26 protein-coding genes, 1 tRNA gene, 1 pseudogene and 1 riboswitch are annotated in these 24,712 nt (G+C 69.8%); of the genes and pseudogenes, 15 read left to right on the top strand and 13 right to left on the bottom strand.

The window, feature by feature from the left end:
- The first annotated feature begins 11 nt into the window (after nucleotides 1-11).
- Nucleotides 12-290, top strand: a complete 279-nt coding sequence (locus ACFZBD_RS24875; RefSeq protein WP_391143246.1) for a MoaD/ThiS family protein — start codon at nucleotides 12-14, stop codon at nucleotides 288-290.
- A gap of 5 nt (nucleotides 291-295) precedes the next feature.
- A complete protein-coding gene (locus tag ACFZBD_RS24870) occupies nucleotides 296-1,246 on the top strand; it encodes a cysteine synthase (RefSeq protein ID WP_391143243.1) in 951 nt (316 codons plus the stop codon).
- A gap of 109 nt (nucleotides 1,247-1,355) precedes the next feature.
- On the opposite strand, the gene ACFZBD_RS24865 is transcribed toward ACFZBD_RS24870, so the two are convergent.
- A complete protein-coding gene (locus ACFZBD_RS24865) occupies nucleotides 1,356-1,862 on the bottom strand; it encodes a type II toxin-antitoxin system PemK/MazF family toxin (RefSeq protein ID WP_391143240.1) in 507 nt (168 codons plus the stop codon).
- 256 nt (nucleotides 1,863-2,118) lie between these two features.
- Here ACFZBD_RS24865 and ACFZBD_RS24860 point away from each other — a divergent pair, with 256 nt between their 5' ends.
- Entirely contained in the window at nucleotides 2,119-2,871 is a 753-nt protein-coding gene (locus ACFZBD_RS24860; protein ID WP_391143238.1) for an MBL fold metallo-hydrolase, read from the top strand.
- Between the two features lie 88 nt (nucleotides 2,872-2,959).
- Here the strand turns inward: ACFZBD_RS24860 and ACFZBD_RS24855 are convergent, their stop codons facing one another.
- On the bottom strand, nucleotides 2,960-4,225 hold the full coding sequence (locus ACFZBD_RS24855) for a PTS transporter subunit EIIC (RefSeq protein WP_391143236.1): 1,266 nt from the start codon (nucleotides 4,223-4,225) through the stop codon (nucleotides 2,960-2,962).
- 285 nt (nucleotides 4,226-4,510) lie between these two features.
- Entirely contained in the window at nucleotides 4,511-5,776 is a 1,266-nt protein-coding gene (locus ACFZBD_RS24850) for a PTS transporter subunit EIIC (RefSeq protein ID WP_391143233.1), read from the bottom strand.
- Between the two features lie 237 nt (nucleotides 5,777-6,013).
- Between ACFZBD_RS24850 and ACFZBD_RS24845 the strand changes: the two genes are divergently transcribed.
- The 4 genes from ACFZBD_RS24845 to rdgB all read left to right on the top strand — a co-directional run bounded on the left by ACFZBD_RS24845 (nucleotide 6,014) and on the right by rdgB (nucleotide 8,203).
- A complete protein-coding gene (locus ACFZBD_RS24845) occupies nucleotides 6,014-6,247 on the top strand; it encodes a glucose PTS transporter subunit EIIB (RefSeq protein WP_391143229.1) in 234 nt (77 codons plus the stop codon).
- A gap of 76 nt (nucleotides 6,248-6,323) precedes the next feature.
- The gene (rph, locus tag ACFZBD_RS24840; protein ID WP_391143226.1) at nucleotides 6,324-7,055 is read left to right on the top strand and encodes a ribonuclease PH; all 732 of its coding nucleotides are present in this window, start codon (nucleotides 6,324-6,326) and stop codon (nucleotides 7,053-7,055) included.
- 156 nt (nucleotides 7,056-7,211) lie between these two features.
- Entirely contained in the window at nucleotides 7,212-7,592 is a 381-nt protein-coding gene (locus ACFZBD_RS24835) for a hypothetical protein (protein ID WP_391143223.1), read from the top strand.
- A gap of 8 nt (nucleotides 7,593-7,600) precedes the next feature.
- Nucleotides 7,601-8,203 carry an RdgB/HAM1 family non-canonical purine NTP pyrophosphatase gene (gene rdgB / locus ACFZBD_RS24830; protein ID WP_391143219.1) on the top strand — a complete coding sequence of 201 codons (603 nt, stop codon included), beginning with the start codon at nucleotides 7,601-7,603 and terminating at the stop codon, nucleotides 8,201-8,203.
- Between the two features lie 45 nt (nucleotides 8,204-8,248).
- Here the strand turns inward: rdgB and ACFZBD_RS24825 are convergent.
- The 5 genes from ACFZBD_RS24825 to bcp all read right to left on the bottom strand — a co-directional run bounded on the left by ACFZBD_RS24825 (nucleotide 8,249) and on the right by bcp (nucleotide 12,017).
- A tRNA-Leu gene (locus ACFZBD_RS24825) sits at nucleotides 8,249-8,323 on the bottom strand.
- Nucleotides 8,324-8,335: 12 nt separating this feature from the next.
- On the bottom strand, nucleotides 8,336-8,479 hold the full coding sequence (locus ACFZBD_RS24820) for a hypothetical protein (protein ID WP_391143216.1): 144 nt from the start codon (nucleotides 8,477-8,479) through the stop codon (nucleotides 8,336-8,338).
- A 527-nt stretch (nucleotides 8,480-9,006) separates the two neighbouring features.
- Complete coding sequence (locus tag ACFZBD_RS24815; RefSeq protein WP_391143213.1) at nucleotides 9,007-9,657, bottom strand: HNH endonuclease; 651 nt, start codon at nucleotides 9,655-9,657, stop codon at nucleotides 9,007-9,009.
- Between the two features lie 179 nt (nucleotides 9,658-9,836).
- Nucleotides 9,837-11,333, bottom strand: a complete 1,497-nt coding sequence (gene proP / locus ACFZBD_RS24810) for a glycine betaine/L-proline transporter ProP (protein ID WP_391143210.1) — start codon at nucleotides 11,331-11,333, stop codon at nucleotides 9,837-9,839.
- Nucleotides 11,334-11,543: 210 nt separating this feature from the next.
- Entirely contained in the window at nucleotides 11,544-12,017 is a 474-nt protein-coding gene (bcp, locus tag ACFZBD_RS24805) for a thioredoxin-dependent thiol peroxidase (RefSeq protein ID WP_391143207.1), read from the bottom strand.
- A gap of 123 nt (nucleotides 12,018-12,140) precedes the next feature.
- Between bcp and ACFZBD_RS24800 the strand changes: the two genes are divergently transcribed.
- The 3 genes from ACFZBD_RS24800 to ACFZBD_RS24790 all read left to right on the top strand — a co-directional run bounded on the left by ACFZBD_RS24800 (nucleotide 12,141) and on the right by ACFZBD_RS24790 (nucleotide 13,397).
- A complete protein-coding gene (locus ACFZBD_RS24800) occupies nucleotides 12,141-12,461 on the top strand; it encodes a DUF3618 domain-containing protein (protein ID WP_391143203.1) in 321 nt (106 codons plus the stop codon).
- Between the two features lie 60 nt (nucleotides 12,462-12,521).
- Entirely contained in the window at nucleotides 12,522-12,860 is a 339-nt protein-coding gene (locus ACFZBD_RS24795; protein WP_365715335.1) for a co-chaperone GroES, read from the top strand.
- A 106-nt stretch (nucleotides 12,861-12,966) separates the two neighbouring features.
- Nucleotides 12,967-13,042, top strand: a riboswitch (guanidine-III (ykkC-III) riboswitch).
- 34 nt (nucleotides 13,043-13,076) lie between these two features.
- A complete protein-coding gene (locus tag ACFZBD_RS24790) occupies nucleotides 13,077-13,397 on the top strand; it encodes an SMR family transporter (RefSeq protein ID WP_391143372.1) in 321 nt (106 codons plus the stop codon).
- Here the strand turns inward: ACFZBD_RS24790 and ACFZBD_RS24785 are convergent.
- Nucleotides 13,300-15,646, bottom strand: a pseudogene (locus tag ACFZBD_RS24785) (transglycosylase domain-containing protein); the annotation flags it as partial. The gene ACFZBD_RS24790 and the pseudogene ACFZBD_RS24785 overlap by 98 nt on opposite strands.
- 156 nt (nucleotides 15,647-15,802) lie before the next feature.
- On the opposite strand from ACFZBD_RS24785, the gene ACFZBD_RS24780 reads away from it, so the two are divergent.
- The 4 genes from ACFZBD_RS24780 to ACFZBD_RS24765 all read left to right on the top strand — a co-directional run bounded on the left by ACFZBD_RS24780 (nucleotide 15,803) and on the right by ACFZBD_RS24765 (nucleotide 20,007).
- Nucleotides 15,803-16,603: an ABC-2 family transporter protein gene (locus ACFZBD_RS24780; RefSeq protein ID WP_391143369.1), complete on the top strand. Its 801-nt coding sequence runs from the start codon at nucleotides 15,803-15,805 to the stop codon at nucleotides 16,601-16,603.
- A 130-nt stretch (nucleotides 16,604-16,733) separates the two neighbouring features.
- Nucleotides 16,734-17,510: an ABC-2 family transporter protein gene (locus ACFZBD_RS24775; RefSeq protein ID WP_391143366.1), complete on the top strand. Its 777-nt coding sequence runs from the start codon at nucleotides 16,734-16,736 to the stop codon at nucleotides 17,508-17,510.
- 107 nt (nucleotides 17,511-17,617) lie between these two features.
- The gene (locus ACFZBD_RS24770; RefSeq protein WP_391143363.1) at nucleotides 17,618-18,589 is read left to right on the top strand and encodes an ATP-binding cassette domain-containing protein; all 972 of its coding nucleotides are present in this window, start codon (nucleotides 17,618-17,620) and stop codon (nucleotides 18,587-18,589) included.
- A 14-nt stretch (nucleotides 18,590-18,603) separates the two neighbouring features.
- A complete protein-coding gene (locus tag ACFZBD_RS24765) occupies nucleotides 18,604-20,007 on the top strand; it encodes a DUF445 family protein (RefSeq protein WP_391143199.1) in 1,404 nt (467 codons plus the stop codon).
- Between the two features lie 148 nt (nucleotides 20,008-20,155).
- Here ACFZBD_RS24765 and ACFZBD_RS24760 read toward each other — a convergent pair whose 3' ends face one another.
- Complete coding sequence (locus tag ACFZBD_RS24760) at nucleotides 20,156-20,458, bottom strand: hypothetical protein (protein WP_391143197.1); 303 nt, start codon at nucleotides 20,456-20,458, stop codon at nucleotides 20,156-20,158.
- A gap of 52 nt (nucleotides 20,459-20,510) precedes the next feature.
- Nucleotides 20,511-21,209, bottom strand: a complete 699-nt coding sequence (locus ACFZBD_RS24755) for an excalibur calcium-binding domain-containing protein (protein ID WP_391143194.1) — start codon at nucleotides 21,207-21,209, stop codon at nucleotides 20,511-20,513.
- 786 nt (nucleotides 21,210-21,995) lie between these two features.
- On the opposite strand from ACFZBD_RS24755, the gene ACFZBD_RS24750 reads away from it, so the two are divergent.
- On the top strand, nucleotides 21,996-23,198 hold the full coding sequence (locus ACFZBD_RS24750) for a DNA (cytosine-5-)-methyltransferase (protein ID WP_391143191.1): 1,203 nt from the start codon (nucleotides 21,996-21,998) through the stop codon (nucleotides 23,196-23,198).
- Here the strand turns inward: ACFZBD_RS24750 and ACFZBD_RS24745 are convergent.
- The gene (locus tag ACFZBD_RS24745) at nucleotides 23,186-23,710 is read right to left on the bottom strand and encodes a DNA mismatch endonuclease Vsr (RefSeq protein WP_391143189.1); all 525 of its coding nucleotides are present in this window, start codon (nucleotides 23,708-23,710) and stop codon (nucleotides 23,186-23,188) included. The two genes, ACFZBD_RS24750 and ACFZBD_RS24745, sit on opposite strands and share 13 nt — an antisense overlap.
- A 12-nt stretch (nucleotides 23,711-23,722) precedes the next feature.
- Nucleotides 23,723-24,694, bottom strand: a complete 972-nt coding sequence (locus tag ACFZBD_RS24740) for a NaeI family type II restriction endonuclease (RefSeq protein ID WP_391143186.1) — start codon at nucleotides 24,692-24,694, stop codon at nucleotides 23,723-23,725.
- Nucleotides 24,695-24,712: the final 18 nt, after the last annotated feature.

The following is a 24,712-nucleotide window of genomic DNA, read 5'->3' as shown; positions in this document are numbered from 1 at the left end:
GAGCCCACGCCATGGCCATCGAGGTCCGCATCCCGACCATCCTCCGCACCTACACCGACGGCGCCAAGGCCGTCGAGGGCAGCGGTGAGACCCTCGCCGAGCTCTTCGCCGACCTGGAGTCCCGCCACACCGGGATCGAGGCCCGCATCGTGGACGGCGGCAGCCTGCGCCGCTTCGTCAACGTCTACCTGAACGACGAGGACGTCCGCTTCCTCGACGGCATCGAGACCAAGCTCACCGACGGCGACAACGTCACGATCCTGCCGGCCGTGGCCGGCGGCATGGTCTGATCCACATGCGTTACGACTCCCCGCTGGCGGCGGTCGGCAACACGCCCCTGGTCCGGCTGCCCCGGCTCTCGCCCTCGGACGACGTCCGCATCTGGGCCAAGCTGGAGGACCGCAACCCCACCGGCTCGGTCAAGGACCGCCCCGCGCTCCACATGATCGAGCAGGCGGAGAAGGACGGCCGGCTCACCCCCGGCTGCACCATCCTCGAGCCGACCAGCGGCAACACCGGCATCTCCCTCGCCATGGCGGCGAAGCTCAAGGGCTACCGCATCGTCTGCGTCATGCCGGAGAACACCAGCGAGGAGCGCCGCCAGCTGCTCGCCATGTGGGGCGCGGAGATCATCTCGTCCCCGGCGGCGGGCGGGTCGAACACGGCGGTACGGGTCGCCAAGGAACTGGCGACGCAGAACCCCACGTGGGTGATGCTCTACCAGTACGGCAACCCCGACAACGCGGGCGCGCACTACGCCACCACCGGCCCCGAGATCCTCGCCGACCTGCCCTCGATCACGCACTTCGTGGCGGGCCTCGGCACCACCGGCACCCTCATGGGCGTCGGCCGCTATCTGCGCGAGCAGAAGCCGGACGTCAAGATCGTCGCCGCCGAGCCGCGCTACGACGACCTGGTCTACGGCCTGCGGAACCTGGACGAGGGCTTCGTGCCGGAGCTGTACGACGCCTCCGTCCTCACCACCCGCTTCTCGGTCGGCTCGGCGGACGCCGTCACCCGGACCCGCGAGCTCCTCCAGCAGGAGGGCATCTTCGCGGGCGTCTCGACGGGCGCGGCGCTGCACGCGGCGATCGGCATGGGCAACAAGGCGGTGAAGGCGGGCGAGAGCGCGGACATCGCCTTCGTCGTCGCCGACGGCGGCTGGAAGTACCTGTCCACCGGCGTCTACACCGCCGCGACGACGGAGGAAGCGATCGAGACGCTCCACGGCCAGCTCTGGGCGTAGGCCGTCTCCGGAAAGTCCCGCCCGCCCCGCTCAGGCGCGGACGCCCCACGGCCCGGCCGCGTACCGGGTCACCGGGCCCCGCGGCCCGGCCGCGCAGCGGGGCACCGGCTCACGCGAGATGGCGGACCTGGTCCCAGACGACCGGGTCCGCCGTACCCACCCTGCGGCGGAACTCCGCCACCGGGACCTCCCGCAGCTCGTCCGTCTCCAGGAAGCTCGGCCGCCCGTGCGCGTCGCCCACGGCCCCCGGCGGCAGCGCGATCACACCCGGCCGTTCGTCGTGGTACTTGCTGGTGATCTTGACGACGAGCGCCTGCCCGCCACGGAGCGAGAGCACCAGGCACGGCCGGTCCTTCGAACCCGGACCGTCCTCGTAGGGCACGTCGGCCCACCAGATCTCCCCGGCGCGCGGCAGCCTTCCGGGCGCCTTCCCAGCCCCCCGGCCCGGCGCCTTCGGCGCCGTACCGCCCGGCCTCGACGGCCTCCCGGCCGGCCCCCTCGTCCGCCCCTTCGCGGGCGGACGCCGCGCACCCGAGCGCCGGCGGCCGCCCACCAGCGCCACCACGAGCGCCAGTACCACGACCGCGACGAGCGCCGGCCACCATGACGTGTCCATACCCCACGACGTTACCGGCGGCCGATCGCCCGCGCCCGTGCGCCCCCAGGTCCATCCGAACCGGTGACAGAGCCCGTGAGTTCGCCCACAACGGGCCACTCACAAGGAGCGACGGGGCCGGGTGAGCCGTACGCTCGACAGATCGCACGCCCTCTCCCTCAGTGACCGCTCAGTGACCGCTCAGCGACTGTCCAGTGACTCCCCTGCGGCTGCCCCGCACCGTCCAAGGACGCCCTTCCTCGGAGGTTCACGCTCCATGAAGCTCACCGTCGTCGGCTGCTCCGGGTCGTTCCCGTCCGCGGAATCGGCCTGTTCGAGCTACCTCGTAGAGGCCGACGGCTTCCGGCTGCTCCTCGACATGGGCAACGGCGCCCTGGGCGAGCTGCAGCGCCACGTCGGTCTCTACGACCTCGACGCGATCTTCCTCAGCCACCTCCACGCCGATCACTGCATCGACATGTGCGGCTACTTCGTCGCCCGCTACTACCGCCACGAGGGCGGCCGCTGCGACGCCCTCCCGGTCTACGCCCCGGAGGGCGCCGAACAGCGGCTGACCACGGCGTACGCGGACACGCCCTCCGAGAAGGCGATGAGCGAGGTCTTCGACTTCCGGACGCTGCGGTCGGAGACCTTCGAGATCGGCCCGTTCACCGTCCGTACGGAGAAGGTGTGCCACCCGGTGGAGGCGTACGGCATCCGCATCGAGCACGGCGGCCGCGCCCTGACCTACTCCGGCGACACAGGCGTCTGCGACGCGCTGCACGAACTGGCGGCGGGCGCGGACCTGTTCCTGTGCGAGGCGTCCTTCACCCACGGCAAGGAGGACATCCCGGCGCTGCACCTCAACGGCCGTGAGGCGGGCGCGGAGGCGTCGCGCTCCTCGGTCGGGCGGCTGGTGCTGACCCACATCCCGCCGTGGACCGACGGCTCGCTGAACCTGGCGGACGCCCGCGCGGTGTACACCGGCCCGGTGGAGCTGGCGAGACCGGGCGCGGTCTACGAGATCTGAGCGCCACCGGCCCCCGCGTACGGGAAGGGCCCCGGAACCGACACGGTTCCGGGGCCCTTCCGTCGTACGGGTGAGGCGGGGGCGGGGCTCACGCCTTGGTGAGGTCCTCGATCTCCTCCTCGGGCTCGCGGCCCGGGGTGGTGAGGTCGAACTTGGTGATCGCGAAGCGGAAGAGCACGTAGTAGATCACCGCGAAGACCAGACCGATCGGGATGATCAACCAGGGCTTGGTCGCGAGGTTCCAGTTCAGGGCGTAGTCGATGAAGCCCGCGGAGAACGTGAAGCCCGCGTGGACGCCGAGGGCCCAGGTGACGGCCATCGAGACGGCGGTCAGGACCGCGTGGATCACGTACAGGAGCGGCGCGATGAACATGAACGAGAACTCGATCGGCTCGGTCACGCCGGTGACGAAGGAGGTCAGCGCGAGGGAGACCATCATGCCGGTCACGGCCTTGCGGCGCTCGGGGCGGGCCGAGTGCGCGATGGCGAGCGCGGCGGCCGGGAGGCCGAACATCATGATCGGGAAGAAGCCGGACATGAAGATTCCGGCGCTCGGGTCGCCCGCGAAGAAGCGGTTCAGGTCGCCGTGGACGACCTCGCCGGCCGCGTTGGTGAAGTCGCCGATCTGGAACCAGGAGACGGTGTTCACGAACTGGTGCATGCCGACCGGGATCAGCGCGCGGTTGATCAGACCGAAGAGGCCGGCGCCACCGGCGCCGAGGCCGGTCATCCACTCGCCGAAGCTGGAGATGCCGTTGCCGATCGGCTCCCAGACCAGACCGAAGACGACGCCGACGGCGGTGCCGACGAAGGCCATGATGATCGGCACGAGACGGCGGCCGTTGAAGAAGCCGAGCCAGTCGACCAGCTTGGTGCGGTGGAACTTCTGCCACAGCACCGCGGCGAGCAGACCCATGAGGATGCCGCCGAGGACACCCGGGTTGTTGTACGTGGCCGCGACGTCGACGCCCTTGTTGGCGGTCGTGTTCACGACGGCCTCGGTCACCGGGAACGCCTTGAGGACGTTGGCGTAGACGAGGAAGCCGACGAGGGCGGCGAGCGCCGTCGAGCCGTCGGCCTTCTTCGCGAAGCCGATGGCCACGCCTATGCAGAACAGCATCGGCAGATTGTCGAAGACAGCGCCGCCGGCCGTGGCGAACACGGAGGCGACCTTGTCCCACCCGAGCCCGTCCTTGCCGAAGACGTCCGGCTGTCCGAGACGGAGCAAGATACCCGCGGCCGGCAGCACGGCGATCGGCAGCTGCAGGCTGCGACCGACCTTCTGCAGACCCTGGAACAGGCCGGATCCGCGCTTCTTCGCGGGAGCGGCGGCCTGGGCGGTGGCCGTACTCATCAACTTCCTCCAGTAAGGCAAGGCGCCGCCAGAGGACAGGAAAAGGGGGCGACGGCGGCGTCTCGTGGAACGCGGTGGTCTGGACCGCGTGGTCTACACCACTCATTGGTGTAGACCAGTTTTAGCACGTGAGACTTAGATAAGGAACCTGCGAATTCTGTGGACTCGGCCATAACCCGCCCCGCACGACGAAAGGCCCCAGGACCATGAGGTCCAGGGGCCTTGTCGACCTTGGGAAGAGGGGCCGGAAGCCCCTCCCGAAGAGGGGAACCGGGGCCCGCGGGGTTACGGCTTCGTGATGTCCCGGTCCGCCCGCTCCTCCTCCTCCTCCACCGGTTCACGCCCCGGCGTCGGGATGTCGAACTTGGTGATCAGGAAGCGGAAGAGCACGTAGTAGACCACCGCGAACCCCAGACCGATCGGAATGATCAGCCAGGGTTTCGTGTCGAGATGCCAGTTGACGACGTAGTCGATCAACCCCGCCGAGAAGCTGAAACCCGCGTGCACCCCCAGCGCCCACGTGATGCCCATCGACGCCCCCGTCAGCAGCGCGTGCAGACCGTAGAGCAGCGGCGCGGCGAACATGAACGAGAACTCCAGCGGCTCGGTCACGCCCGTGACGAACGAGGTGAGAGCGACCGAGATCATCAGACCCGTCACCTCCTTGCGCCGCTCGGGACGGGCGCAGTGCGCGATCGCGAGGGCGGCGGCCGGCAGACCGAACATCATGATCGGGAAGAAGCCCGACATGAACTGACCCGCCGACGGGTCCTCCGCGAAGAAGCGCGTCAGGTCACCCTGGACGACCGTGCCGTCCGCCTTGGTGTACTCACCCGCCTGGAACCAGAAGAAGGTGTTGATGAACTGGTGCATGCCGATCGGGATCAGCAGCCGGTTCGCGACGCCGAAGATGGCGGAGCCCCAGGCGCCGAGGCTGATCAGCTGCTTGGCGAACCAGGTCAGCGCGTCGCCCACCGGCTCCCAGATCAGCCCGAACACCACGCCCAGCACGACACCGGCGAAGGCCATCATGATCGGGACCAGTCGGCGGCCGTTGAAGAAGCCCAGCCAGTCGACCAGCTTCGTCCGGTGGAATCGCTGCCAGGTCACGGCCGTGAGCAGGCCGATCAGGATGCCGCCCAGCACCCCGGGGTTCTGCGGCACCCCCTCCGGCAGCTCCGGTGTCACCGTCCCCTCGCGAGGGAAGACCTTGAGGACGTTGAAGTAGACGAGGAAACCGACCACCGCGGCGAGCGCCGTGGAGCCGTCCGCCTTCTTCGCGAAACCGATCGCGACGCCGATGCAGAAGAGGAGCGGCAGACCGAAGGAGCCGTCGAGGATGGCGGTGCCGCCTCCCAGCAGCACGGCGGAGGTCTTGTCCCAGAAATCGCCGTGCAGATACGCGGAGAAGAGACTGCCCAGGCTGACCAGCAGACCGGCCGCCGGCAGCACGGCGACGGGGAGCTGGAGGCTGCGGCCCACCTTCTGAAGCCCCTGGAAGAGGCCGTTCCGCCACGTCCTCCGCGGCGCGGCGGCGCTCTCGCTACTCATCGGCGTCCTCCCAGGTCCCGGAACAAGCACGCCCCGGCTCGCGTTGCACACTGGTGTAGACCAGTTGCGATAGGCTCCCCGGAGCCCGCTCAGGGCAGGGCGCCGGTGATCGTCATCATTCGGCAGAACCCGTGCACACGCTCGCGAAGTTGGGCCAACCGTGGGTTACCGTGACACAGCGGACCGTGGGTGCGCCGAGACTTACGTTCTCCGAACGGAACGGACAGGGAGAGACACATGGCCAGCAAGGCTGAGAAGATCGTCGCCGGCCTCGGCGGCATCGACAACATCGAAGAGGTCGAGGGCTGCATCACCCGCCTGCGCACCGAGGTCATCGACCCCGCCAAGGTCGACGAAGCCGCCCTGAAGGCCGCCGGCGCCCACGGCGTCGTCAAGATGGGCACCGCGATCCAGGTCGTCATCGGCACCGACGCCGACCCCATCGCCGCCGACATCGAAGACATGATGTGAGCCACCCCCGCACCTGAAGGAGGGCCCGTTCCGGCAGGGGAACGGGCCCTCCTCCACGTACGGCTACGCTCGTCCCATGTCTCGTATCGACGGCCGTACCCCCGAACAGCTCCGCCCCGTCACCATCGAACGCGGATGGAGCAAGCACGCCGAGGGCTCCGTCCTCGTCTCCTTCGGCGACACCAAGGTCTTCTGCACCGCCTCCGTCACCGAAGGCGTCCCGCGCTGGCGCAAGGGCAGCGGAGAAGGCTGGGTCACCGGCGAGTACTCGATGCTCCCCCGCTCCACCAACACCCGGGGCGACCGCGAATCCGTCCGCGGCAAGATCGGCGGCCGCACCCACGAGATCTCCCGCCTCATCGGCCGCTCCCTGCGCGCCGTGATCGACTACAAGGCGCTCGGCGAGAACACCATCGTCCTCGACTGCGACGTCCTCCAGGCCGACGGCGGCACCCGCACCGCCGCCATCACCGGCGCCTACGTCGCCCTCGCCGACGCCGTCGCCTGGGCCCAGACCAAGAAGCTCGTCAAGGCCGGCCGCAAGCCCCTCACCGGCACCGTCGCCGCCGTCTCCGTCGGCATCGTCGACGGCGTCCCCCTCCTCGACCTCTGCTACGAAGAGGACGTCCGCGCCGAGACCGACATGAACGTCGTCTGCACCGGCGACGGCCGCTTCGTCGAGGTCCAGGGCACCGCCGAAGCCGAGCCCTTCGACCGCAAGGAGCTCAACGCCCTCCTCGACCTGGCCTCCGGCGGCTGCACCGAACTCGCCGAACTCCAGCGCCAGGCCCTCGAAGGCACGCTCTAACCACCGAGACAGCCCGGCCCCGCCCACCACCGCCCCGCCCGGCGTGGTCGGGGCGGACAGGCGTGGCAACCACGGAGACCCACAACGGCGTCCTCCGTGACACGGGCGCACGGTCCGACCGTGCGCCCGTTTCCGTACACCAGGGGAGGACCCGACTTGAAGCGCCGACTCGCCTTCGCCGCGGCCACGGCCGCCGTGCTCACCACCACCCTCGTCGGCTGCGGAGCCCTCGACAAGGCCATGGACTGCGTCGCCACCGCCGACGCCATAGCCACCAGCGTGGACAAGCTCGAGCAGGCCGTCTCCAACGCCTCCAACGACCCCACCCAGCTCAACGAAGCCCTCAACGACATCTCCACCGAGCTGGGCAACCTCAAGGACACCACGGACAACGCCGACCTCTCCAAGGCCGTCGACGACCTCACCAAGGGCGTCGACTCCGTCCGCACCGCCGTGAACAACGGCGACACCACCCCGGACATCAAGCCCGTCACGGACGCCGCCACCGAGATCGGCAAGGTCTGCACACCGGGATAATCGGACCCATGACCCGTCTGATCCTCGCCACCCGCAACGCCGGAAAGATCACCGAACTCCACGCCATCCTCGCCGACGCCGGTCTGCCCCACGACCTCGTCGGCGCGGACGCGTACCCGGAGATCCCCGACGTCAAGGAGACCGGCGTCACCTTCGCCGAGAACGCCCTCCTCAAGGCCCACGCCCTGGCCCAGGCCACCGGCCTGCCCGCCGTCGCCGACGACTCCGGCCTCTGCGTCGACGTCCTGAACGGCGCCCCCGGCATCTTCTCGGCACGCTGGGCCGGCCGCCACGGCGACGACCGCGCCAACCTCGACCTCCTCCTGGCCCAACTCGCCGACATCGCCACCCCCCACCGCGGCGCCGCCTTCACCTGCGCCGCGGCCCTCGCCCTCCCCGACGGCACGGAACGCGTGGTCGAAGGCCGCCTGGAGGGCACCCTGCGCCACACCCCGGTGGGAACGAACGGCTTCGGCTACGACCCGATCCTGGAGCCGGAGGGGTACGACGTGACGTGCGCGGAACTGACGCCGCAGGAGAAGAACGCGATCAGCCACCGGGGGAAGGCGTTCAGGGCGCTGGTACCGGTGGTGCGGGAGCTGCTGGGCTGAGACGAGAGGGGCGCGGCACCCCGGGGGGTGGCGCGCCCGTTCGAGTGGGCCCGGTGGGACTCGAACCCACGACGCACCGGATCTAAACCGGCGTCCTCTTGCCAGCTGGGATACGGGCCCCGTTTGACTACCTTACTGGCCCGAGGGCGCCGCCCTGCGCTTGCCTCCCCTGCACCAGGTGTCGGTGACCGCATGGCAGTTGGGGCACAGCAGCCGCAGGTTCTCGGCGCGGTCATCGCTCCAGTCGCCGTTGACGTGGTCGATCTCGAGAGTCATGGGCCTTCCGAGCCAGACAGGGCCCGTGCCGCACCGTGCGCATTGCTCCGGCACCCCGATCTCCGCGAGGGCTCGGCGCAAATGTCTCGCCGGGGTCCGGCGTCTGCCCTCATGCTGCACGAGCAGATCCGCTGCCTTTCGCGGGGGTCTGCTCCCGGGCTTGCCCCGCTGGTGGCCTTGCCCGAGGAAGTGGGCGGTGGACAGTCGGTCCCCGGCGATCCATTGCTTCAAACATGTCGTCTGGTTGGAGCTCACCGGCCTTCCGAGGTGGCGCAGCGTCCCGGCCAGGGAGGTGGAAGCAGCCACGGCGTTGGACAGATCAGGAGCCGACGGTCGCGGCAGACACCTGCGATAGCCGCGCCGGGGGAAATGCGAGACATCGATGCCGTAACACTCGAACCGCTGCCAGAGATACGAGCGCAGGCGCGGGTAGGGTCGCGTGCCGAAAAAGGCGATGACCTCGTCGATGTTCTCGCACTGTGCGGCCGCCTCGACCAGACGCTCCCGGGTATAGCGCACTCCCTCCGTCATGAGACGCGGCCTTTGCGCCGGCCCCGATAGGTGTCCGTCGTCGAGTGGCAGTTGGGGCAGAGCAACCGCAGGTTCTCGATTCGGTTGTCGCGCCAGTTACCGTCGATGTGATCAACCTCCAGGGGGAGCGGACGACCCAGCCAGGTTTGTTCGATCTCGCAGAGCGCGCAGCGCACCTCCATCCCTGCCTCGCGCAACGCTCGCCTGAGCCGTTCGCTCGGCGTGCGCCTTACGTGCTCTCCCGTGCCGTCCACGAGGACCTCGTCGGCGCTGCGCCGGTGGCGGTTCTCCTGCATCGCCCCGATGCGTGTCGGCGGTGTGAAGTGCGAGGTGTCGATCCCGTACGCCTTGATCCGGCGACTGATGTGCGTGTGCTGCCCGCCCACGACCTCCACCCCCAGCCGGCGCAGCACCTCGCACATGTTCGTCGACGCCGCCACCGCCTCTTCCAGAACCTCCCGGGTCCACCGCACCCCCTCCCGCTCGAAGTGGGCCGTGTCCACGCCCAGCTTCCGCATCCGCTCGCGGACGTACCTCCGGGTGCCGCTCCGCGGATCCACCCCCAGTTTCCCCAGCGCTTCCGACAACGTCCGCGACGTACGCGCCGCCTCCGCGAGCCGCTCTCGCGTGTACACGCTCGCCCCCATGGGTCCCCTCCTTGTACGGATCTCGTACGGAGTAACGAGCCGAATATCGGACGGTCACGTCATATCGCGTACGCGTGCGGCATCGGATCGGGGGGGAACGCGCGAACGGCCCGCGCCGGCGGTATCCGGTGCGGGCCGTTCGTGGCCCTTCGTGGGTCGGCGGGAGGTCGGTCGGAGGGTCAGAACTTCGGTTCGGGCGTCTGGGCCAGGACCAGTTCCGCCGCTTCCTCCGGGGTCTCCACCGACGGGGGCGAGCCCTCCAGCGGCTTCTGTGCGGTCTCCTTCATGCAGGCCACCGCCACTACGCCGACGAGCGCCGCGGCCATCGCGTAGTACGCGGGCATCAGGTTGCTGCCGGTCGCGCTGATCAGGGCCGTGATGACCAGCGGCGTCGTGCCGCCGAAGAGGGAGGCCGACAGGTTGTAGCCGACCGACAGGGAGCCGTACCGCACGTTCGTCGGGAAGAGCGCCGGGAGCGCCGCCGACATCGTCCCCAGCATGCAGACCAGCGACAGGCCGAGCATCAGCATGCCCGCCGTGATCGCCGGGATCCCGCCCTGGCCGATCAGCAGGAACGCCGGGAGCGAGAGGAAGAGGAACCCGAGCATGCCCGCCATCAGGACCGGCTTGCGCCCGAAGCGGTCGTTCAGCCGTCCTACCTGCGTGATGATCAGCATCAGGAAGGCCATCACGAGCAGCAGGATCAGCAGGCCGTGCGTCTCGCTGTAGCCGAGTTCGTCGGAGAGGTACGTCGGCATGTACGAGAGCAGCATGTAGTCGGTGATGTTGTACGCGCCCACCAGGGCGATGCACAGGATCAGCGTCGGCCACTGCTGCCGGAAGATCTTGGCCAGGTCGCCCTTGGTCGAGGTCTCCACGGTGTCGGCGGCCTCCGAGGCGTGCGCCGACTCGCTCTCCAGCTTCTGGAACGCGGGCGTCTCGTCGAGCCGCATCCGGAGGTAGAGACCCACCAGGCCGAGCGGTCCGGCCACCAGGAACGGCACGCGCCAGCCCCAGGCCTCCATCGTGTCGGAGCCGAGCCAGGCGGTCAGCGCCGTGACGAGACCGGCCGCGCCGACGTAGCCGGCGAGGGTGCCGAACTCCAGGAAGCTGCCGAAGAAGCCGCGGCGGCGGTCGGGGGCGTACTCCGCGATGAAGGTCGAGGCGCCGCCGTACTCACCGCCGGTGGAGAAGCCCTGGAGCATCCGGAAGAAGACCAGCAGCACCGGTGCCCAGAAGCCGATCGAGGCGTACGACGGGATCAGGCCGATCGCGAACGTGCCGACCGCCATCAGGATCATGGTCAGCGCCAGGACCTTCTTGCGTCCGATCCGGTCGCCCATCGGGCCGAAGAACATGCCGCCGAGCGGGCGGACAAGGAAGGCGACGGCGAAGGTCGCGAACGACGACAGCAGCTGGACCGTGTCGTTCCCGGACGGGAAGAAGACGTGGCCGAGGGTGACCGCGAGGTAGGCGTAGATGCCGAAGTCGAACCACTCCATGGCATTGCCGAGCGAGGCCGCCTTCACGGCCCGCTTGACCGCCGCCTCGTCGGTCACCGTGATGTCCGTCCGGCGCAGTCTGGGCTGCTGCCGACGCGTGATGGCCCTGAACAGCCGGGGGTGGCGTTTCAGGGCCTCGGGGTCGGCCGCGTTGTCGCGGTCGGTGGCCGGCATGACCGTACGTCCTTTCTCGGGGCATGGAACTCCAAGAGGAACATCTGCGCGGTCACGCCGTTCACAAACGGAAGTCACCGGTCATTGGGACGTCCGTCACCCCGCCCTGGGCCCTCCGTCCGGGCGCCGGACGGTCAGGCCGGGCGCCGGGTTAGGCCCGGCGCGGGACGGTCGGGCCTGGGCCCGGACGGTCGGGCCGGGCCCGGGCGGTCAGGCCTGGATCTCCAGGTCCCGGAGGATCTTGGCGACATGCCCGGTCGCCTTGACGTTGTAGAGCGCCCGCTCGACCTTGCCCTCCTCGTCGACGACGACCGTCGAGCGGATGACGCCCGTCACCGTCTTGCCGTACAACTTCTTCTCGCCGAAGGCGCCGTACGCCTCCAGCACCTCCTTCGACGGGTCGCCGACCAGCGTCACCCGCAGGGACTCCTGCTCGCGGAACTTCGCCAGCTTCTCCGGCTTGTCCGGGGACACGCCGATGACGTCGTAGCCCGCGGCGGCCAGCACGTCCAGGTTGTCGGTGAAGTCGCAGGCCTGCTTGGTGCAGCCGGGCGTCAGGGCGGCGGGGTAGAAGTACACGATGACCTTGCGGCCCTTGTGGTCGGCCAGCGAGACCTCGTTGCCGTCCGCGTCGGGCAGGGTGAAGGCGGGGGCGGTGTCGCCGGGCTGAAGTCGCTCGCTCATGGCTCTCCTCGGAGGATGGACGCGTACGCCAGAAGAGCCTAATGGGGGTCGAGGACAACCCGAGAGCGCGGAAGCTGACAGACTGTCCATCAACGAACCGATGACGACAACGGAGGCAGCGCGGTGTCGGACGCCAGGACCCCTGCGCAGATCGAGGCGGACATCGTCCGCCGGCGCGACCAGCTTGCCGAGACTCTCGACGAGATCGGTATTCGGATGCATCCGAAGACGATCATCGGCGACGCGAAGGCGAGGGTCGCCTCGTCGGTCGACCACACCGCCGGACGGGCGTTCGTCGCCGTCAACCGGACCGTCTCCGGCGTGAAGGCCCGCTTCACCCACGCCGACGGCGCGCCGCGGCTCGAGCGGGTCGTGCCGGTGGCCCTGGTCGCCGTGGCCCTCGTGGGGCTGCTGGCGACCTCGTCCCGGCGGCGCAAGGGATGACCTTCCCCGTGACCCCCACCCGGCTACGGCCGACACGCCCGGGCAGGTAGGTTTCGGGGCGTGAGCGAGAACACGCACGACAAGCTGCCCATCAGGATGCTGCACGACCGCGTCCTGGTCCGGACCGACTCTCCCGAGGGCGAGCGGCGCTCGGGCGGCGGCATCCTGATCCCGGCGACCGCCGCGGTCGGGCGCCGGCTGGCCTGGGCCGAGGTCGTCGCCGTCGGCCAGAACGTCCGCACCGTCGAGACCGGCGACCGGGTCCTGTACGACCCCGAGGACCGGGCCGAGGTCGAGGTGCGGGGCGTGGCGTACGTCCTGATGCGCGAGCGCGACCTGCACGCGGTGGCGGCGGACCGCTTCCAGGGGTCCACGGACTCCACCGGCCTGTACCTGTAGCGCCCGCGGCCCGCCGCCTGCCGCGGAGCCGCCCGCCGTCCCGTACGGGGCTCGGCGCGGGGCCGGACCCGAGACCTGGTGACCATGGTCACCAGGTCTTTCGTCTGCCGTTTGCTAGCCTGGAGACACCCGACGAGACGCGCCGTACCGGGCCTTCCCAGGAATCGCAAAGACGACGCACCCCTGTTGATCCGTCTCGCGGAGGTGTTGTTCGTCGTGGCCTGGGTTCTTCTCGTCATAGCCGGTGTGCTCGAAGTCGGCTGGTCCATCGGTATGAAGTACACCGACGGCTTCACCCGTCTCTGGCCGAGCCTTCTCACGGGCGCCGGGATCGTCGCCTCCATGCTCCTGTTGTCGCAGGCCGCCAAGTCGCTGCCCATCGGTACGGCGTACGGCGTGTGGGTGGGCATCGGCGCGGCCGGTGCCGCGGTGCTCGGCATGGTCGTGCTCGGCGAGCCGGCGACGGCGGCGCGGATCTTCTTCGTCTGTCTGCTGCTGGTCGCGGTGGTGGGCCTGAAGGCGACCTCCGGCCACTAGGGGGTGCCCGCCCCGCCGGGCCGGTACCGCTGGACGCGGTCCTCGGCCCGGGGTGTGTCCGGGCGGGCGGCGCTTTCCGGCCAGCCGGGGCGTCCGGGCTCCTCGGCCTGTTCCGAGCGGCCCGGGCGTCCCGGTTCCCGTGTGCCGCCGGGGTCCCGGGGGTCGCGCGGGTCCCCGGAGCGCTCCGGGGCGAGGGGGTCCTGCGGATCCATCGGTTCGAGGACCTCCTCCGCGCCCGCCGCGATCCGCAGGTCGAAATCCTTCGGCGCGGTCCCGGACAGCGCCTCGCGGGTGAAGTGGCCCCAGACCTCCGCCGGCGCCCCGCCGCCGTCGATCCGGGGCAGGCCGAGCGCTCCGTACAGCGGTTTCTGCCGGCCCGTCTTCGGGTCCTGGCCCATCACGGTGACCACCGTCGCGAGATCGGGTGTGAAGCCCGCGAACCAGGCGGCCCGGTCCTCCTCGGCCGTGCCCGTCTTTCCGGCGGCCGGGCGGCCGGCCGACAGCGCCGCCTTGCCCGTACCGCTCTCCACCACCCCGCGCAGGACCGATGTCGTCGTGTCGGCGGCCTCCCGGCCGATCGCCTGCCGGGTCTCCGGGGCGGGCAGCTCCAGCTCCTGGCCGTCCCTGCTGATCTTGTCCACCAGCGTGTACGCGCGGTGGGTGCCGTGGTCGGCGAGGGTGGCGTACGCCTGTGCCATGTCGAGGACGCTGGCGGTGGCCGGGCCGAGCGCGATCGAGGGGGTGGCGTTGAGGTCGGGGGTCTTCGCGGGCAGGCCGAGGGCGATCGCCGTCTCCTTGACCTCGGCGGGCCCGACGTCCACCGCCAGCTGGGCGTACACGGCGTTGACGGACTGGTCGGTGGCCGCGCGGACGGTGAGCGGGCCGTACGACACGTCGTCCTCGTTGGCCGGGTCGTAGAGGTCGCCCGGCCACCCCTCCACCGGGCGCTTGTTGGTGCCGTCGTAATAGGTGTTCGGGGTGATCGTCCGGCCGTCCTGGGTCTGTGCCGCGTTCTCGACGGCGGCAGCGAGGACGAAGGGCTTGAAGGTGGAGCCGACCTGGTAGTCGCGGCGGGTGGCGTTGTTGACGTACTGCTCGGTGTAGTCGACGCCGCCGTACAGCGCGAGGACCCGGCCGGTGGCCGGTTCGATCGCCGCGCCCCCCACCCGGACGAAGCGGTCGACGGGGTTGCGCTCCGGGTCGAGCCTGGACGTCACCTGCTCGTCGACGGCGGCGGCGAAGGCGTCCTGCTTCGGCTTCTCCAGGGTGGTCGTGATGCGGTACCCGCCGCCGGCGAGGGTCTTCGCGTCGATGACGCCCCGGGCGGCCAGATGGTCCTCGACGGCCTGGACGACGTAGCCGCGCTGGCCGGAGAGTCCGGTCGCCGGGCGGGCGGGGAGCGGGGCGGGGAAGGCGGCGGCGGCCCGGGCGGAGGGGGTGAGCCAGCGCTCCTTGACCATGCCGTTCAGGACGTAGTTCCAGCGGGCGAGCACCTTGGGCCGGTTCTCGGGCCGCGCGGCCAGGTCGTAGGCGGTGGGGGCGTTGAGGAGGGAGGCGAGGTAGGCGGCCTCGGCGGTCTCCAGGTCCTGCACGTCCTTGTCGTAGTAGGCGTGCGCGGCGGCCTGGATGCCGTAGGCGTTGCGGCCGAAGTAACTGGTGTTCAGGTAACCCTCGAAGATGGCGTCCTTGCTCTTCTCGCGGTTGAGCTTGATGGCGATGAAGAATTCCTTCGCCTTGCGGGTGAGGGTCTGTTCCTGGACGAGGTAGTAGTTCTTGACGTACTGCTGGGTGATGGTCGAGCCGGACTGCCTGCCCTTGCCCCGCAGGGTGTTCCAGGCGGCGCGGACCATGGCCTTGGGGTCGACCGCCGGCTGGGAGTAGAAGTCGCGGTCCTCCGCGGCGAGTACGGCGTGCCGGACGGTCTCCGGGACCCGGTCGAGGCGTACGTTCTCGCGGTTGACCTCGCCGTCGCGGGCGATCGGGGTGCCGTCGGCGTAGAGGTAGAGGTTGGACTGCGCGACGGCGGCGGCGTTGGCGGGCGGGATGTCCACCAGCAGGTATCCGGCCGCGAACCCGCCGGCCAGCAGCAGGACGGTGAGGAGCAGGGTGCCGAGGAGGAACCGCCGGACGCGCCGGCCGCGGGTCCGGCGCTTGGGCTTCCCCGCGGGCCGTGGCCGGGCGGGGGAGGCGGTGGGGAGGGTGGGGTCCCTGGGCTCCCAACCGGGCTGCCGAGGCTGGCCGTCGCTCATAGGTGGAGCTCCCGTACCGGACGAAGGGGGCATGTTCACCCCATACTGCACGCGCGCGGACAGAAGCCTTGAATACGACTCGAAATCCACTCGCGATGGCGGTACGCGCCCCGCTAGGGTCGGGCGCTTCGGTGCCGGGTGGAGGGAGCGTGTGTGGTGCGGCTGTACGCGACGGTCGCCGCGGGTGGGTTCCGGCGCCATGCCACGTATCGCATGGCCACGGTCGCGGGCGTGTTCACCAACACCGTCTTCGGCTTCATCCTGTCGTACACCTATATCGCCCTCTGGGACGAGAGGCCCCGGCTCGGCGGGTACGAGATGCCCGACGCGCTGGCCTATGTGTGGATCGGTCAGGCGCTGCTGGCCACCTGCGGGTTGATGGGCGGCGGGTTCCAGGAAGAGGTGATGGAGCGGATCCGGACCGGTGACATCGCCGTCGACCTCTACCGGCCCGCCGATCTGCAGGCCTGGTGGTTCTCGGCCAACCTGGGCCGGTCCGCGTACCAGCTGCTGGGCCGCGGGGTGGCGCCGATGGCGGTCGGGGCGCTCGTCTTCGACCTGCGGCTGCCGTCCCGGCCGGGGACCTGGGCGGCGTTCGTGCTCGCCGTGGCGCTGGGCTCGACGGTCAGCTTCGCGATCTGGTACCTGGTCGCGATGAGCGCGTTCTGGTTCCTCGACGGGCAGGGCGTGGCGCAGGTCGCCTGGCTGGGCGGCCTGTTCTTCTCCGGGATGCTGCTGCCGCTGAACGTCTTCCCCGGGGCGCTGGGCGAGGTGGCGCGGGTGCTGCCGTGGGCGTCGATGCTCCAGATCCCGGCGGACGTCTTCCTGGAGCGGTACGAGGGGTGGGGGCTGCTCGGCGCGTACGCGTTCCAGGCCTGCTGGGCGGTCGTGCTGCTCGGGGCGGGGCGGGTGGCGCAGTGGGCGGCGACGCGGAAGGTGGTGGTGCAGGGTGGCTGAGGTCTCGCCGCGGGAGCGGGACGGGGTCCGGGACGGGGCGGTCGGAACGGGGTCGGCCGGACAGGTGCGGGCGGTCCGGAAGGTCGCCGCGATCCGCCGGAACGCCGCCGACTTCTGGCGTACGTACCGCATGGTGGCGGGGATGTGGATCCGGTCCACGATGACCTACCGCGCCTCGTTCGCGCTCACCCTCCTCTCCAGCTTCGTCATCACCTTCTTCGACTTCGTCGTCATCCTGCTGATGTTCGGTCAGGTGCGGAGCCTGGGCGGCTTCTCGTTCGCTGAGATCGCCTTCCTCTACGGCCTGACCGGCACCTCCTTCGGGCTCACCGACCTGATCATGGGCTCGCTCCAGCGGATGGGCAGGCGGGTGCGCGACGGCTCGCTCGACACTTTCCTGATGCGTCCGGCGCCCGTCCTCGCGCAGGTGGCGGCGGACCAGTTCGCGCTGCGCCGGCTCGGCCGGGTCGCGCAGGGGCTGCTGGTGCTCGTGTGGAGCCTGGTGGTCCTGGACGTGGAGTGGACGGTGGTCAAGCTGGTGCTCCTGCCGCTGACGGTCCTCTGCGGCACGCTGATCTTCGCGGCGGTGATGGTCGTGGGCGCGTCCGTCCTGTTCTGGGCCCAGGACGCCGCCGAGGTCACCAACGCCTTCACCTACGGCGGCAACACCTTGCTGCAGTATCCGCCGTCGATCTTCGCGCAGGAGCTGGTGCGCGGGGTCGTCTACGTCGTCCCGCTGGCGTTCGTGAACTGGCTGCCGGCGCTGTACATCCTCGGCCGCGAGGCGCCGGCGGGGGTGCCGGACGCGGCCGCGTTCGCGTCGCCGCTGGTCGCGGCGGTGTGCTGGGGGCTCGCCGGGCTGGCCTGGCGCACCGGACTCCGTTCGTACCGATCGACAGGGAGCTGAGCGTGTCCTCCACCGAACCCCTCCATTCCGCCGGTCCCGCCCGCCCCCTCCATCCCGCCGTTTCCGATGATTCCGGCGCTTCCGGTGAGGGGGGCGGTGGGGGCTTCATCGAGCTGCGGAACGTCGAGAAGGTCTTCTCGGTGCGCCGGAAGGTGGGACTCGTACGGCGCGAGAAGCGTGAGGTCCGGGCCGTCGACGGGATCAGCTTCGGCGTGGGGCGCGGCGAGATGGTCGGCTACATCGGCCCGAACGGCGCCGGCAAGTCGACGACGATCAAGATGCTCACCGGCATCCTGACCCCGAGCGGCGGCCGGCTGCGCGTCGCGGGCATCGACCCGTCCCGGGAGCGGACGCGGCTCGCGCAGCGCATCGGGGTGGTGTTCGGCCAGCGCACCACGCTGTGGTGGGACCTGCCGCTGAAGGACTCGTACCGCCTGATGCACCGGATGTACCGGATCCCGGACGACCGCTTCGCCGCCAACCTCGCCCGCTGCGTGGAGCTGCTGGAGCTCGGCGACCTGCTCGACGTACCCGTACGCCAGCTCTCCCTCGGCCAGCGGATGCGCGGCGACATCGCGGCGGCGCTGCTGCACGACCCGGACGTGCTGTACCTCGACGAGCCGACGATCGGCCTCGACGTGGTGTCGAAGGCGCGGGTACGCGAATTCCTGCGGGAGCTGAACGCCTCCCGGGGCACGACCGTGCTGCTCACCACCCACGATCTGACGGACATCGAGCAGCTCTGCAAGCGGGTGATGGTGATCGACCACGGCCGGCTGATGTACGACGGGGCGCTGGCGGGGCTGCACGCGGTGGGGGAGAGCGAACGGCAGCTCGTGGTGGACCTGGAGCGGGAGCTGCCGCCGATCGAGGTGCCGGGGGCGCGGTTCGTCCGTGCGGAGGGGCCGCGTCAGGTGCTGGCGTTCCCGTCGTCCGCGTCGGCGGCGCCGGTCGTCGCGGCGGTGGCGGCGGCGTATCCACTGGTGGATCTGTCGGTGCGGGAGCCGGATATCGAGGCGGTGATCGCGAAGATGTACGGGCAGGGGGAACTCGGCGTGCGTGCGGGGAGTAGTCCCTGAGACAGGGAGGTGCGATGGAGAGCGACACGGGTTCCGAGGACGGGCGGGCTTCCGCGGGCGGGGCGGCAGCCGGTGCCGGCCCTGGTGGTGGCCCCGGTGCAGGCGAGGGCGTCGGGCGGGGCGCGGGGGGCGGACGGGTCCGTTCGTCGTTGCCGGCGTTCGCGTACACGGCGGCGGACGAGGAGCGGAGCCGTGCCGTCCGCCGGATGAAGACGATCGCGACCGGTCTGCTGCTCGTGGTCGCGGTGATCTACGCCCTGGCGACGTGGGCGGAGAACGCGGGGGCCGGCGCCTGGGCCGGTTATGTGGCCGCCGCGGCGGAGGCGGGCATGGTGGGCGCGCTGGCCGACTGGTTCGCGGTGACGGCGCTCTTCCGGCGGCCGCTGGGGCTGCCGATCCCGCACACGGCGATCATCCCGACGAAGAAGGACCAGCTGGGTGTCACGCTGGGCTCGTTCGTCGGCGAGAACTTCCTGTCGGCCGAGGTGGTACGGGGCCGGCTGCGGGCGCTCGGCATCGCGGGCCGGGTCGGGGCCTGGCTCGCCGAGCCGGCGCACGCCGACCGGGTGACGCGGGAGCTCGCGACGGCGCTGCGCGGCGCGCTGACCGTGCTGCGGGACTCCGACGTCCAGGCGGTGGTGGGCGAGGCGATCACCCGGCGGGCGGAGGCGGCGGAGATCGCGCCGGGCATCGGCATGACCCTGGAGCGGGTGGTCGCGGACGGGGCGCACCACCGGGCGGTGGACCTGGTCTGCGCCCGCGCCCACGACTGGCTCGTCTTCCACGGGGACTCGGTGATGGACGCGGTCCAGGGCGGCGCGCCCGGCTGGACGCCCCGCTTCGTGGACCGCCGGGTGGGGGAGCGGGTCTACAAGGAGCTGCTCCGCTTCGTCACCGAGATGCGGGACATGCCGGCGCACCCGGCGCGCGGCGCGATCGACCGCTTCCTGACGGACTTCGCCGCCGACCTCCAGGCGGACACGGACACCCGGGGACGGGTGGAGCGCCTGAAGTCGGAGCTGCTGGCCCGCCCGGAGATCCAGGACATCATCGCCTCGGCATGGGCCTCGGTCCGGGGCCTGATCATCGCGGCGGCGGAGGACGACCAGAGCCAACTGCGCCTGCGCGCCCGGGCCTCGCTGATCTCCCTGGGCAAGCGCCTGGTGACGGACACCCGCCTGCAGGAGAAGGTGGAGGGCTGGCTCGAGGACGCGGCGGGGTACGTGGTCACGACGTACCGCACCGAGATCACCTCGCTGATCACGGACACGATCGCGAGCTGGGACGCGGACCAGACCTCGAAGAAGATCGAGGCGAACATCGGCCGCGACCTGCAGTTCATCCGCATCAACGGCACGGTGGTGGGCGCCCTGGCGGGCCTGGTGATCTACACGGTGAGCCACGGCCTGGGCGGCTGAGCCGGGCGGTCCTCGCCCCGGTGGTGCGCGGGGCGGCTGAGCCGGGCCTCGCTCCGGTGGTGGTGCGCGGGGCGGGTGAGTTCCGGCTCACCCGCCCGGCGACTGTGGGGAGATGCGTCGTTGAGTACGTACGGCGGGGGCGGGGCGTTCAGCCCTTGTCGCGCGTAAGCGCCCAGGAGGCCCCGGCCACGACCCCGGCGACGGTGAACACCGCCGGCCAGGCCCCGACCTTCTTCGCCAGCGGATGCGACCCGGCGAACGCGGCCACATAGGCCGCCGCGAGCCCGGCGGCCGCCTTCCCTCCGGCGGCCTCCCGCCACTCCCGCACGGCGACGGCCCCGGCCCCGGCGAGCACGACGCCCCCGAGCGGCCGCTTCTTGGTCCACCGCGCGACGGCGTACCCCCCGACGAGACCGGCGGCGGCTATGGCGGGGGAGGGGACGCGGGGCATGACGGGACACCTTCCGATCGACGGACCACCTACGGTACGACCCTGCCGCCGGCTACTCGCAGGCGACGCCGTCCCCGTCCCGGTCGAGGTGCCGCCCGTACCCGGGGTCGCCGACCCGCACGGGTGCCGCGCCGGCGGCACGGGCGGCGGCACAGTTCCGGTAGTACGTATCGCCCCCGCCCCCACCGCCGGTCCCTCCGCCGCCCCCACTACCGCTCCCGCCCCCGGAGGACGACTCGCAGCCGGTGCCGTCCCCGTCACCGTCGAGGTGCCTGCCGTACCCGGGGTCACCCCGCCGCACGGGGGCGGCGCCCGCCGCGCGGGCGGCGGCGCAGTTCGGGTAGAGCACGGCGGGCGGAGCGGCCTTCTTCGTACGCGTCGGCGCGGGGGTCGGCTTGGGCGTGGGCGTCGGGGTCGGCGTGGGAGCAGCGACGGTGATGCGTACGACGGCGGTGGCAGCCGCCGTGGCCGGGTCCTTCGGCTTCACCCGGTAGACGAACTCGTCCGCGCCACTGAACCCAGTAGAGGGCGTGTACCGGATGGAGACCCCGCTGACCTCGGCGGTCCCGGACTCGGGCGGCGAGTCGACGACCAGCTCGTACGCCCCCGGCCCGAACACCTCGGAGAACGGCCGCTCTTGACCCCCCGGCTCCTTGGCGACGGTGTCGTTGTCGAGCACGGCGACGACGACCCCTGCCCTGTCCGCGCTCTCCTCGTCGTCCACGAGCCGGAGCGCGACGACGGGCGCCACGGCCTTCGGCGAGGCACTCGTGGACGCGGCCTTGACCGGCTTGGGATCCGAGGCCCCTACGTCCTCTCCCCCCTCACACCCAGCGAGCACCAGGGCGACCACGGCCGCCCCCACGAGCGCCCGCCGACAACGAACCGCTTTTTCCGTACGCACAACCAGCCCCCAAGCGTTTCCGGTGACGGAGGGCACTGATGCTGCCACGGAAGGAAGCGGAATGTGGTGGATTCGTGAACTACTGGTGAAGACGAACCCGAGGCGCCGACCCGTTCCGCTCGACTTCGGCGAAGAGCAGGGTCGGCTCTTTGAGTGGTGTCGCACTTCAAGGTGAACCAGGAGCAGGCGGTCAGGCTGGTCGCTGACGTCCTCGTCTGCCTCACCTTGCGGGGCAGCGACCCCCCGAAGTGCTCTGTCGTACGCAGCAGCTCTACGAGGTCAGTGTCGGTGGCTTTGCAACTGACCGCCGTTCCGCGGTCACACCGAGAGTCGACGGCGGCGTTCCCGTGCGGGCGCTCGGAGGAGGCCGGAGAGCTCCTGGACGCGCACGTTGTTCTGCAGCAACTCACGCCAGTTGCCCTGCATGCCGAGCGCGCATGGAGGTCGCAGCTCGCCGCTGCCCGCGAGATTTGCACCATCCCGCTGACCGTACAAGTGTTCCCTGTTGGTGTGGAGTGACTGAGGGTGCTTCGGAATGACGCACACTATGGGGGCGCTGTCAGTGCGGCCTGTCACTCTCTGTTGTGACTGGCGAACGAAGCGCCAGCGAGGTACGCGGTCAAAGGAGGGTGCATGACCAGCACTGAGGCGGAGTTCACTTCAATCGAGATCTGTGCTGGAGCTGGCGGGCAGGCCATTGGGCTGCATGCCGCCGGGTTCAGGCACCTTGCGCTCGTGGAGATCGACAAGCATGCGGCGGAGACGCTGCGTCGGAACATTGACTCGCGGCCCGACTGGGCGTGGGAGAAGCAGCACTGTGACCTCAAGCACGGAGACGTGAACGGCTTCGAGCCGTTGAGGGACGTGCAGCGGGCCGGGCGGCTCCTCAAATCCAAGGAGCTGGATCTCCTGGCGGGCGGCGTGCCATGCCCGCCCTTCTCCCATGCGGGCAAACAGCTCGGAAAGTCAGATGAGCGTGACCTCTTTCCGCGGATGCTCGATCTCGTGGCCGAGCTGAGGCCCCGCGCCGTCATGATCGAGAACGTGCGCGGGATCCTGGACCCCAAGTTCTCGGACTACCGGGACTTCATCAAGGCCAGGTTGCAAAGTGGCACATATCGCGAAGAGGACGGCTCTCTCGTTGAGGACAAGGGGCTCGGTTACGTCGTGTGCCACTGGGGACTGCTGGAGGCCAGCAACTTCGGTGTTCCGCAGCTTCGGCCGCGGGCGATTCTCGTCGCCATTCGTGAGGACGTCCTGAAAAGCGCGAAGGGGGACTTGAAGTACGAGTGGCCGACGCCAACGCACGAGGATGCAGTGAGCGTCGTGGAGGCGCTAGAGGAGTCGATGCGCGCGCGATACGAGGCGTACTACGACGGGCCGCGTGACCGAGACGCGAGGGCTGCCTTTGAGCGCTGGTACGCGAAGGCCACAGAGCGCCACGAGGAGTTGAAGGTCAAGGGCAGTGCCGGAATCGCACCCACGCTCGTAGGGGGCTCCAAGAAGCACGGGGGCGCCGATCTCGGCCCGAGCCGGGCCAAGGCTGCCTGGAGGCAGCTGGGCGTCTCGGGCCTCGGCGTGGCCAACGACATCAAGAGGTGCAAGGAGAAGGGGTCTGAGGAGCGTGACCTCTTCCGCCCCGAAGGGCCCATGCTGACCGTCGAACAGGCGGCTATTATCCAGGGCTTTCCGAAGGACTGGATCTTCGACGGTGGCAAGACGGCTCAGTACCGGCAGGTGGGAAACGCCTTCCCGCCGCCGGTAGCCGAGGCTGTGGGAAGGTCGATCATGGACGTCCTGAAGGCAGCCCGCGAGCGGGACGCTCAGAGCTCCTGATCACTGGTTTCTTCGGCTTCGACCGTGCCCTTGCCCCGTGCAAGGGCACGGTGCTTTTCGACCTCGGCCGCGATGCGTGCGGCGCACTCCTCGGAAGCTTCGTGTTCCCAAAACCTGAGGACCGTCCAACCCGCTTCCAATAGACGCTGATCGGTGTCCCGGTCGCGGGCCACGTTCCGGGCGACTTTGTCAGACCAGTAGCCGGGATTGGTTTTGGGTGGCACGTAGTGCGCGGGGCACCCATGCCAGTAGCAGCCATCGATGAAAACAGCCACCTTCACGGGCCGGAACACAATGTCCGCCGTACGCCGGAGAGCAGGCAGAGGCTTGGCGGCTACACGATAGCGAAGGCCTCGTGCGTGCAGAAGTCGCCGGACCAGCTGCTCTGGCTTGGTGTCCCGGCTCCGGATCGCTTGCATGTTGCGGCGCCGGGCGGCCGTGGACGCCCAGGAACCGGGCGGTGGGGTCCATTCAGCCGGCTCTGGGGTGTTGTCGCTTGAGGGGCGGGGCATCCGGATGTGGCCTTAATAGGTTCCTGGCGCTTCAGCTGTCTCGCCGGTGACGGCGATCGCGTAGAGCTCGCCATCAATCTCGGTCTTCGGGCGATCGCACGAGGATGTCACCTTCGTGACCTTTGCAGCGATCCAGGAACCCTTTTCGGGCACGGTGAGGTGGAGGTCTCTGGCGATCCGTGGATGGCTGCTCTGGTGGCCCAGGATAATGATTCCTTCGAGGCGCAACTTTTTGCGTGCGTCACGTACGCGCTTAGGGCTGTCGTCCTGGCGGGCTACGGTCAGCACTGTGTTTCGGTCTACAGCTTTTCTCTGGACGCGACGGAAAAGCTCATTGGTGCGCAACTGGCCGCCGTTACCGTGTCCCCGGTAACCGTCAGAAGCGGCAAAGATGGCGACGCGGTCCTGTTCGGGAAGTCCCATCAGAATGTTCGTCGGGAGCTTTCCCTCAGGAACAAGCCACCTGACGGCCTGACGGCCGGCGGCGGACAGTGTTCGTTTTCCGTCTCTGTTCTCGCCGAGGTTGAGAATGCTGTTATTGATGCGCACGATACCTACGCGGAATACGGAATCGTGGTCGTCAGCCGATGTCAGCAGACAGATGTGCCCGTCCGCTTCCCGGGGGATTGTCCAGTACTTGCCGATTGTGAATTTCGAATCGACTTCGCGGCCTTGGATGAGATAGTCCATTCGTGGCCCCTTTTTGAGCCCGAGCGCGCTGCGGATGATGATCTCGACCTTGGTGCCCAGATACGTCTTCTCTGTCTTCTCTAGATCGTCAACGTCGAACCGTCCTGTTCGCTGACCATCCAGCACCTCGTCGATTGCCTGCCGAAGGCATGCGCCGATCGTCTTCTCTAGCGGAATGGACTGCAGCCATTCTGCAACGGCTGCAAAGTGATCATCTTCGCCTCCCCGCGGTTTCGGCAGGCTGACGACGTTCTGTGCAGCAAAGATGTCGAGCGGAAGCGTCTGATCGGGCATCAATTCCTGGCTCTTTCG

Source organism: Streptomyces sp. NPDC008121 (assembly GCF_042957155.1).
GTDB lineage: Bacteria > Actinomycetota > Actinomycetes > Streptomycetales > Streptomycetaceae > Streptomyces.
This window is presented reverse-complemented; position numbering and strand designations above follow the sequence as displayed.

What these genes read in the sequence shown, in the direction of transcription:
- ACFZBD_RS24875 (WP_391143246.1), top strand. Translation starts at nt 12, where the DNA reads ATGGCCATCGAGGTCCGCATCCCGACCATCCTCCGCACCTACACCGAC.
- ACFZBD_RS24870 (WP_391143243.1), top strand. Translation starts at nt 296, where the DNA reads ATGCGTTACGACTCCCCGCTGGCGGCGGTCGGCAACACGCCCCTGGTC.
- ACFZBD_RS24865 (WP_391143240.1), bottom strand. Translation starts at nt 1,862, where the DNA reads ATGGACACGTCATGGTGGCCGGCGCTCGTCGCGGTCGTGGTACTGGCG.
- ACFZBD_RS24860 (WP_391143238.1), top strand. Translation starts at nt 2,119, where the DNA reads ATGAAGCTCACCGTCGTCGGCTGCTCCGGGTCGTTCCCGTCCGCGGAA.
- ACFZBD_RS24855 (WP_391143236.1), bottom strand. Translation starts at nt 4,225, where the DNA reads ATGAGTACGGCCACCGCCCAGGCCGCCGCTCCCGCGAAGAAGCGCGGA.
- ACFZBD_RS24850 (WP_391143233.1), bottom strand. Translation starts at nt 5,776, where the DNA reads ATGAGTAGCGAGAGCGCCGCCGCGCCGCGGAGGACGTGGCGGAACGGC.
- ACFZBD_RS24845 (WP_391143229.1), top strand. Translation starts at nt 6,014, where the DNA reads ATGGCCAGCAAGGCTGAGAAGATCGTCGCCGGCCTCGGCGGCATCGAC.
- rph (WP_391143226.1), top strand. Translation starts at nt 6,324, where the DNA reads ATGTCTCGTATCGACGGCCGTACCCCCGAACAGCTCCGCCCCGTCACC.
- rdgB (WP_391143219.1), top strand. Translation starts at nt 7,601, where the DNA reads ATGACCCGTCTGATCCTCGCCACCCGCAACGCCGGAAAGATCACCGAA.
- ACFZBD_RS24820 (WP_391143216.1), bottom strand. Translation starts at nt 8,479, where the DNA reads ATGACTCTCGAGATCGACCACGTCAACGGCGACTGGAGCGATGACCGC.
- ACFZBD_RS24815 (WP_391143213.1), bottom strand. Translation starts at nt 9,657, where the DNA reads ATGGGGGCGAGCGTGTACACGCGAGAGCGGCTCGCGGAGGCGGCGCGT.
- proP (WP_391143210.1), bottom strand. Translation starts at nt 11,333, where the DNA reads ATGCCGGCCACCGACCGCGACAACGCGGCCGACCCCGAGGCCCTGAAA.
- bcp (WP_391143207.1), bottom strand. Translation starts at nt 12,017, where the DNA reads ATGAGCGAGCGACTTCAGCCCGGCGACACCGCCCCCGCCTTCACCCTG.
- ACFZBD_RS24775 (WP_391143366.1), top strand. Translation starts at nt 16,734, where the DNA reads ATGGTGGCGGGGATGTGGATCCGGTCCACGATGACCTACCGCGCCTCG.
- ACFZBD_RS24765 (WP_391143199.1), top strand. Translation starts at nt 18,604, where the DNA reads ATGGAGAGCGACACGGGTTCCGAGGACGGGCGGGCTTCCGCGGGCGGG.
- ACFZBD_RS24760 (WP_391143197.1), bottom strand. Translation starts at nt 20,458, where the DNA reads ATGCCCCGCGTCCCCTCCCCCGCCATAGCCGCCGCCGGTCTCGTCGGG.
- ACFZBD_RS24750 (WP_391143191.1), top strand. Translation starts at nt 21,996, where the DNA reads ATGACCAGCACTGAGGCGGAGTTCACTTCAATCGAGATCTGTGCTGGA.
- ACFZBD_RS24745 (WP_391143189.1), bottom strand. Translation starts at nt 23,710, where the DNA reads ATGCCCCGCCCCTCAAGCGACAACACCCCAGAGCCGGCTGAATGGACC.
- ACFZBD_RS24740 (WP_391143186.1), bottom strand. Translation starts at nt 24,694, where the DNA reads ATGCCCGATCAGACGCTTCCGCTCGACATCTTTGCTGCACAGAACGTC.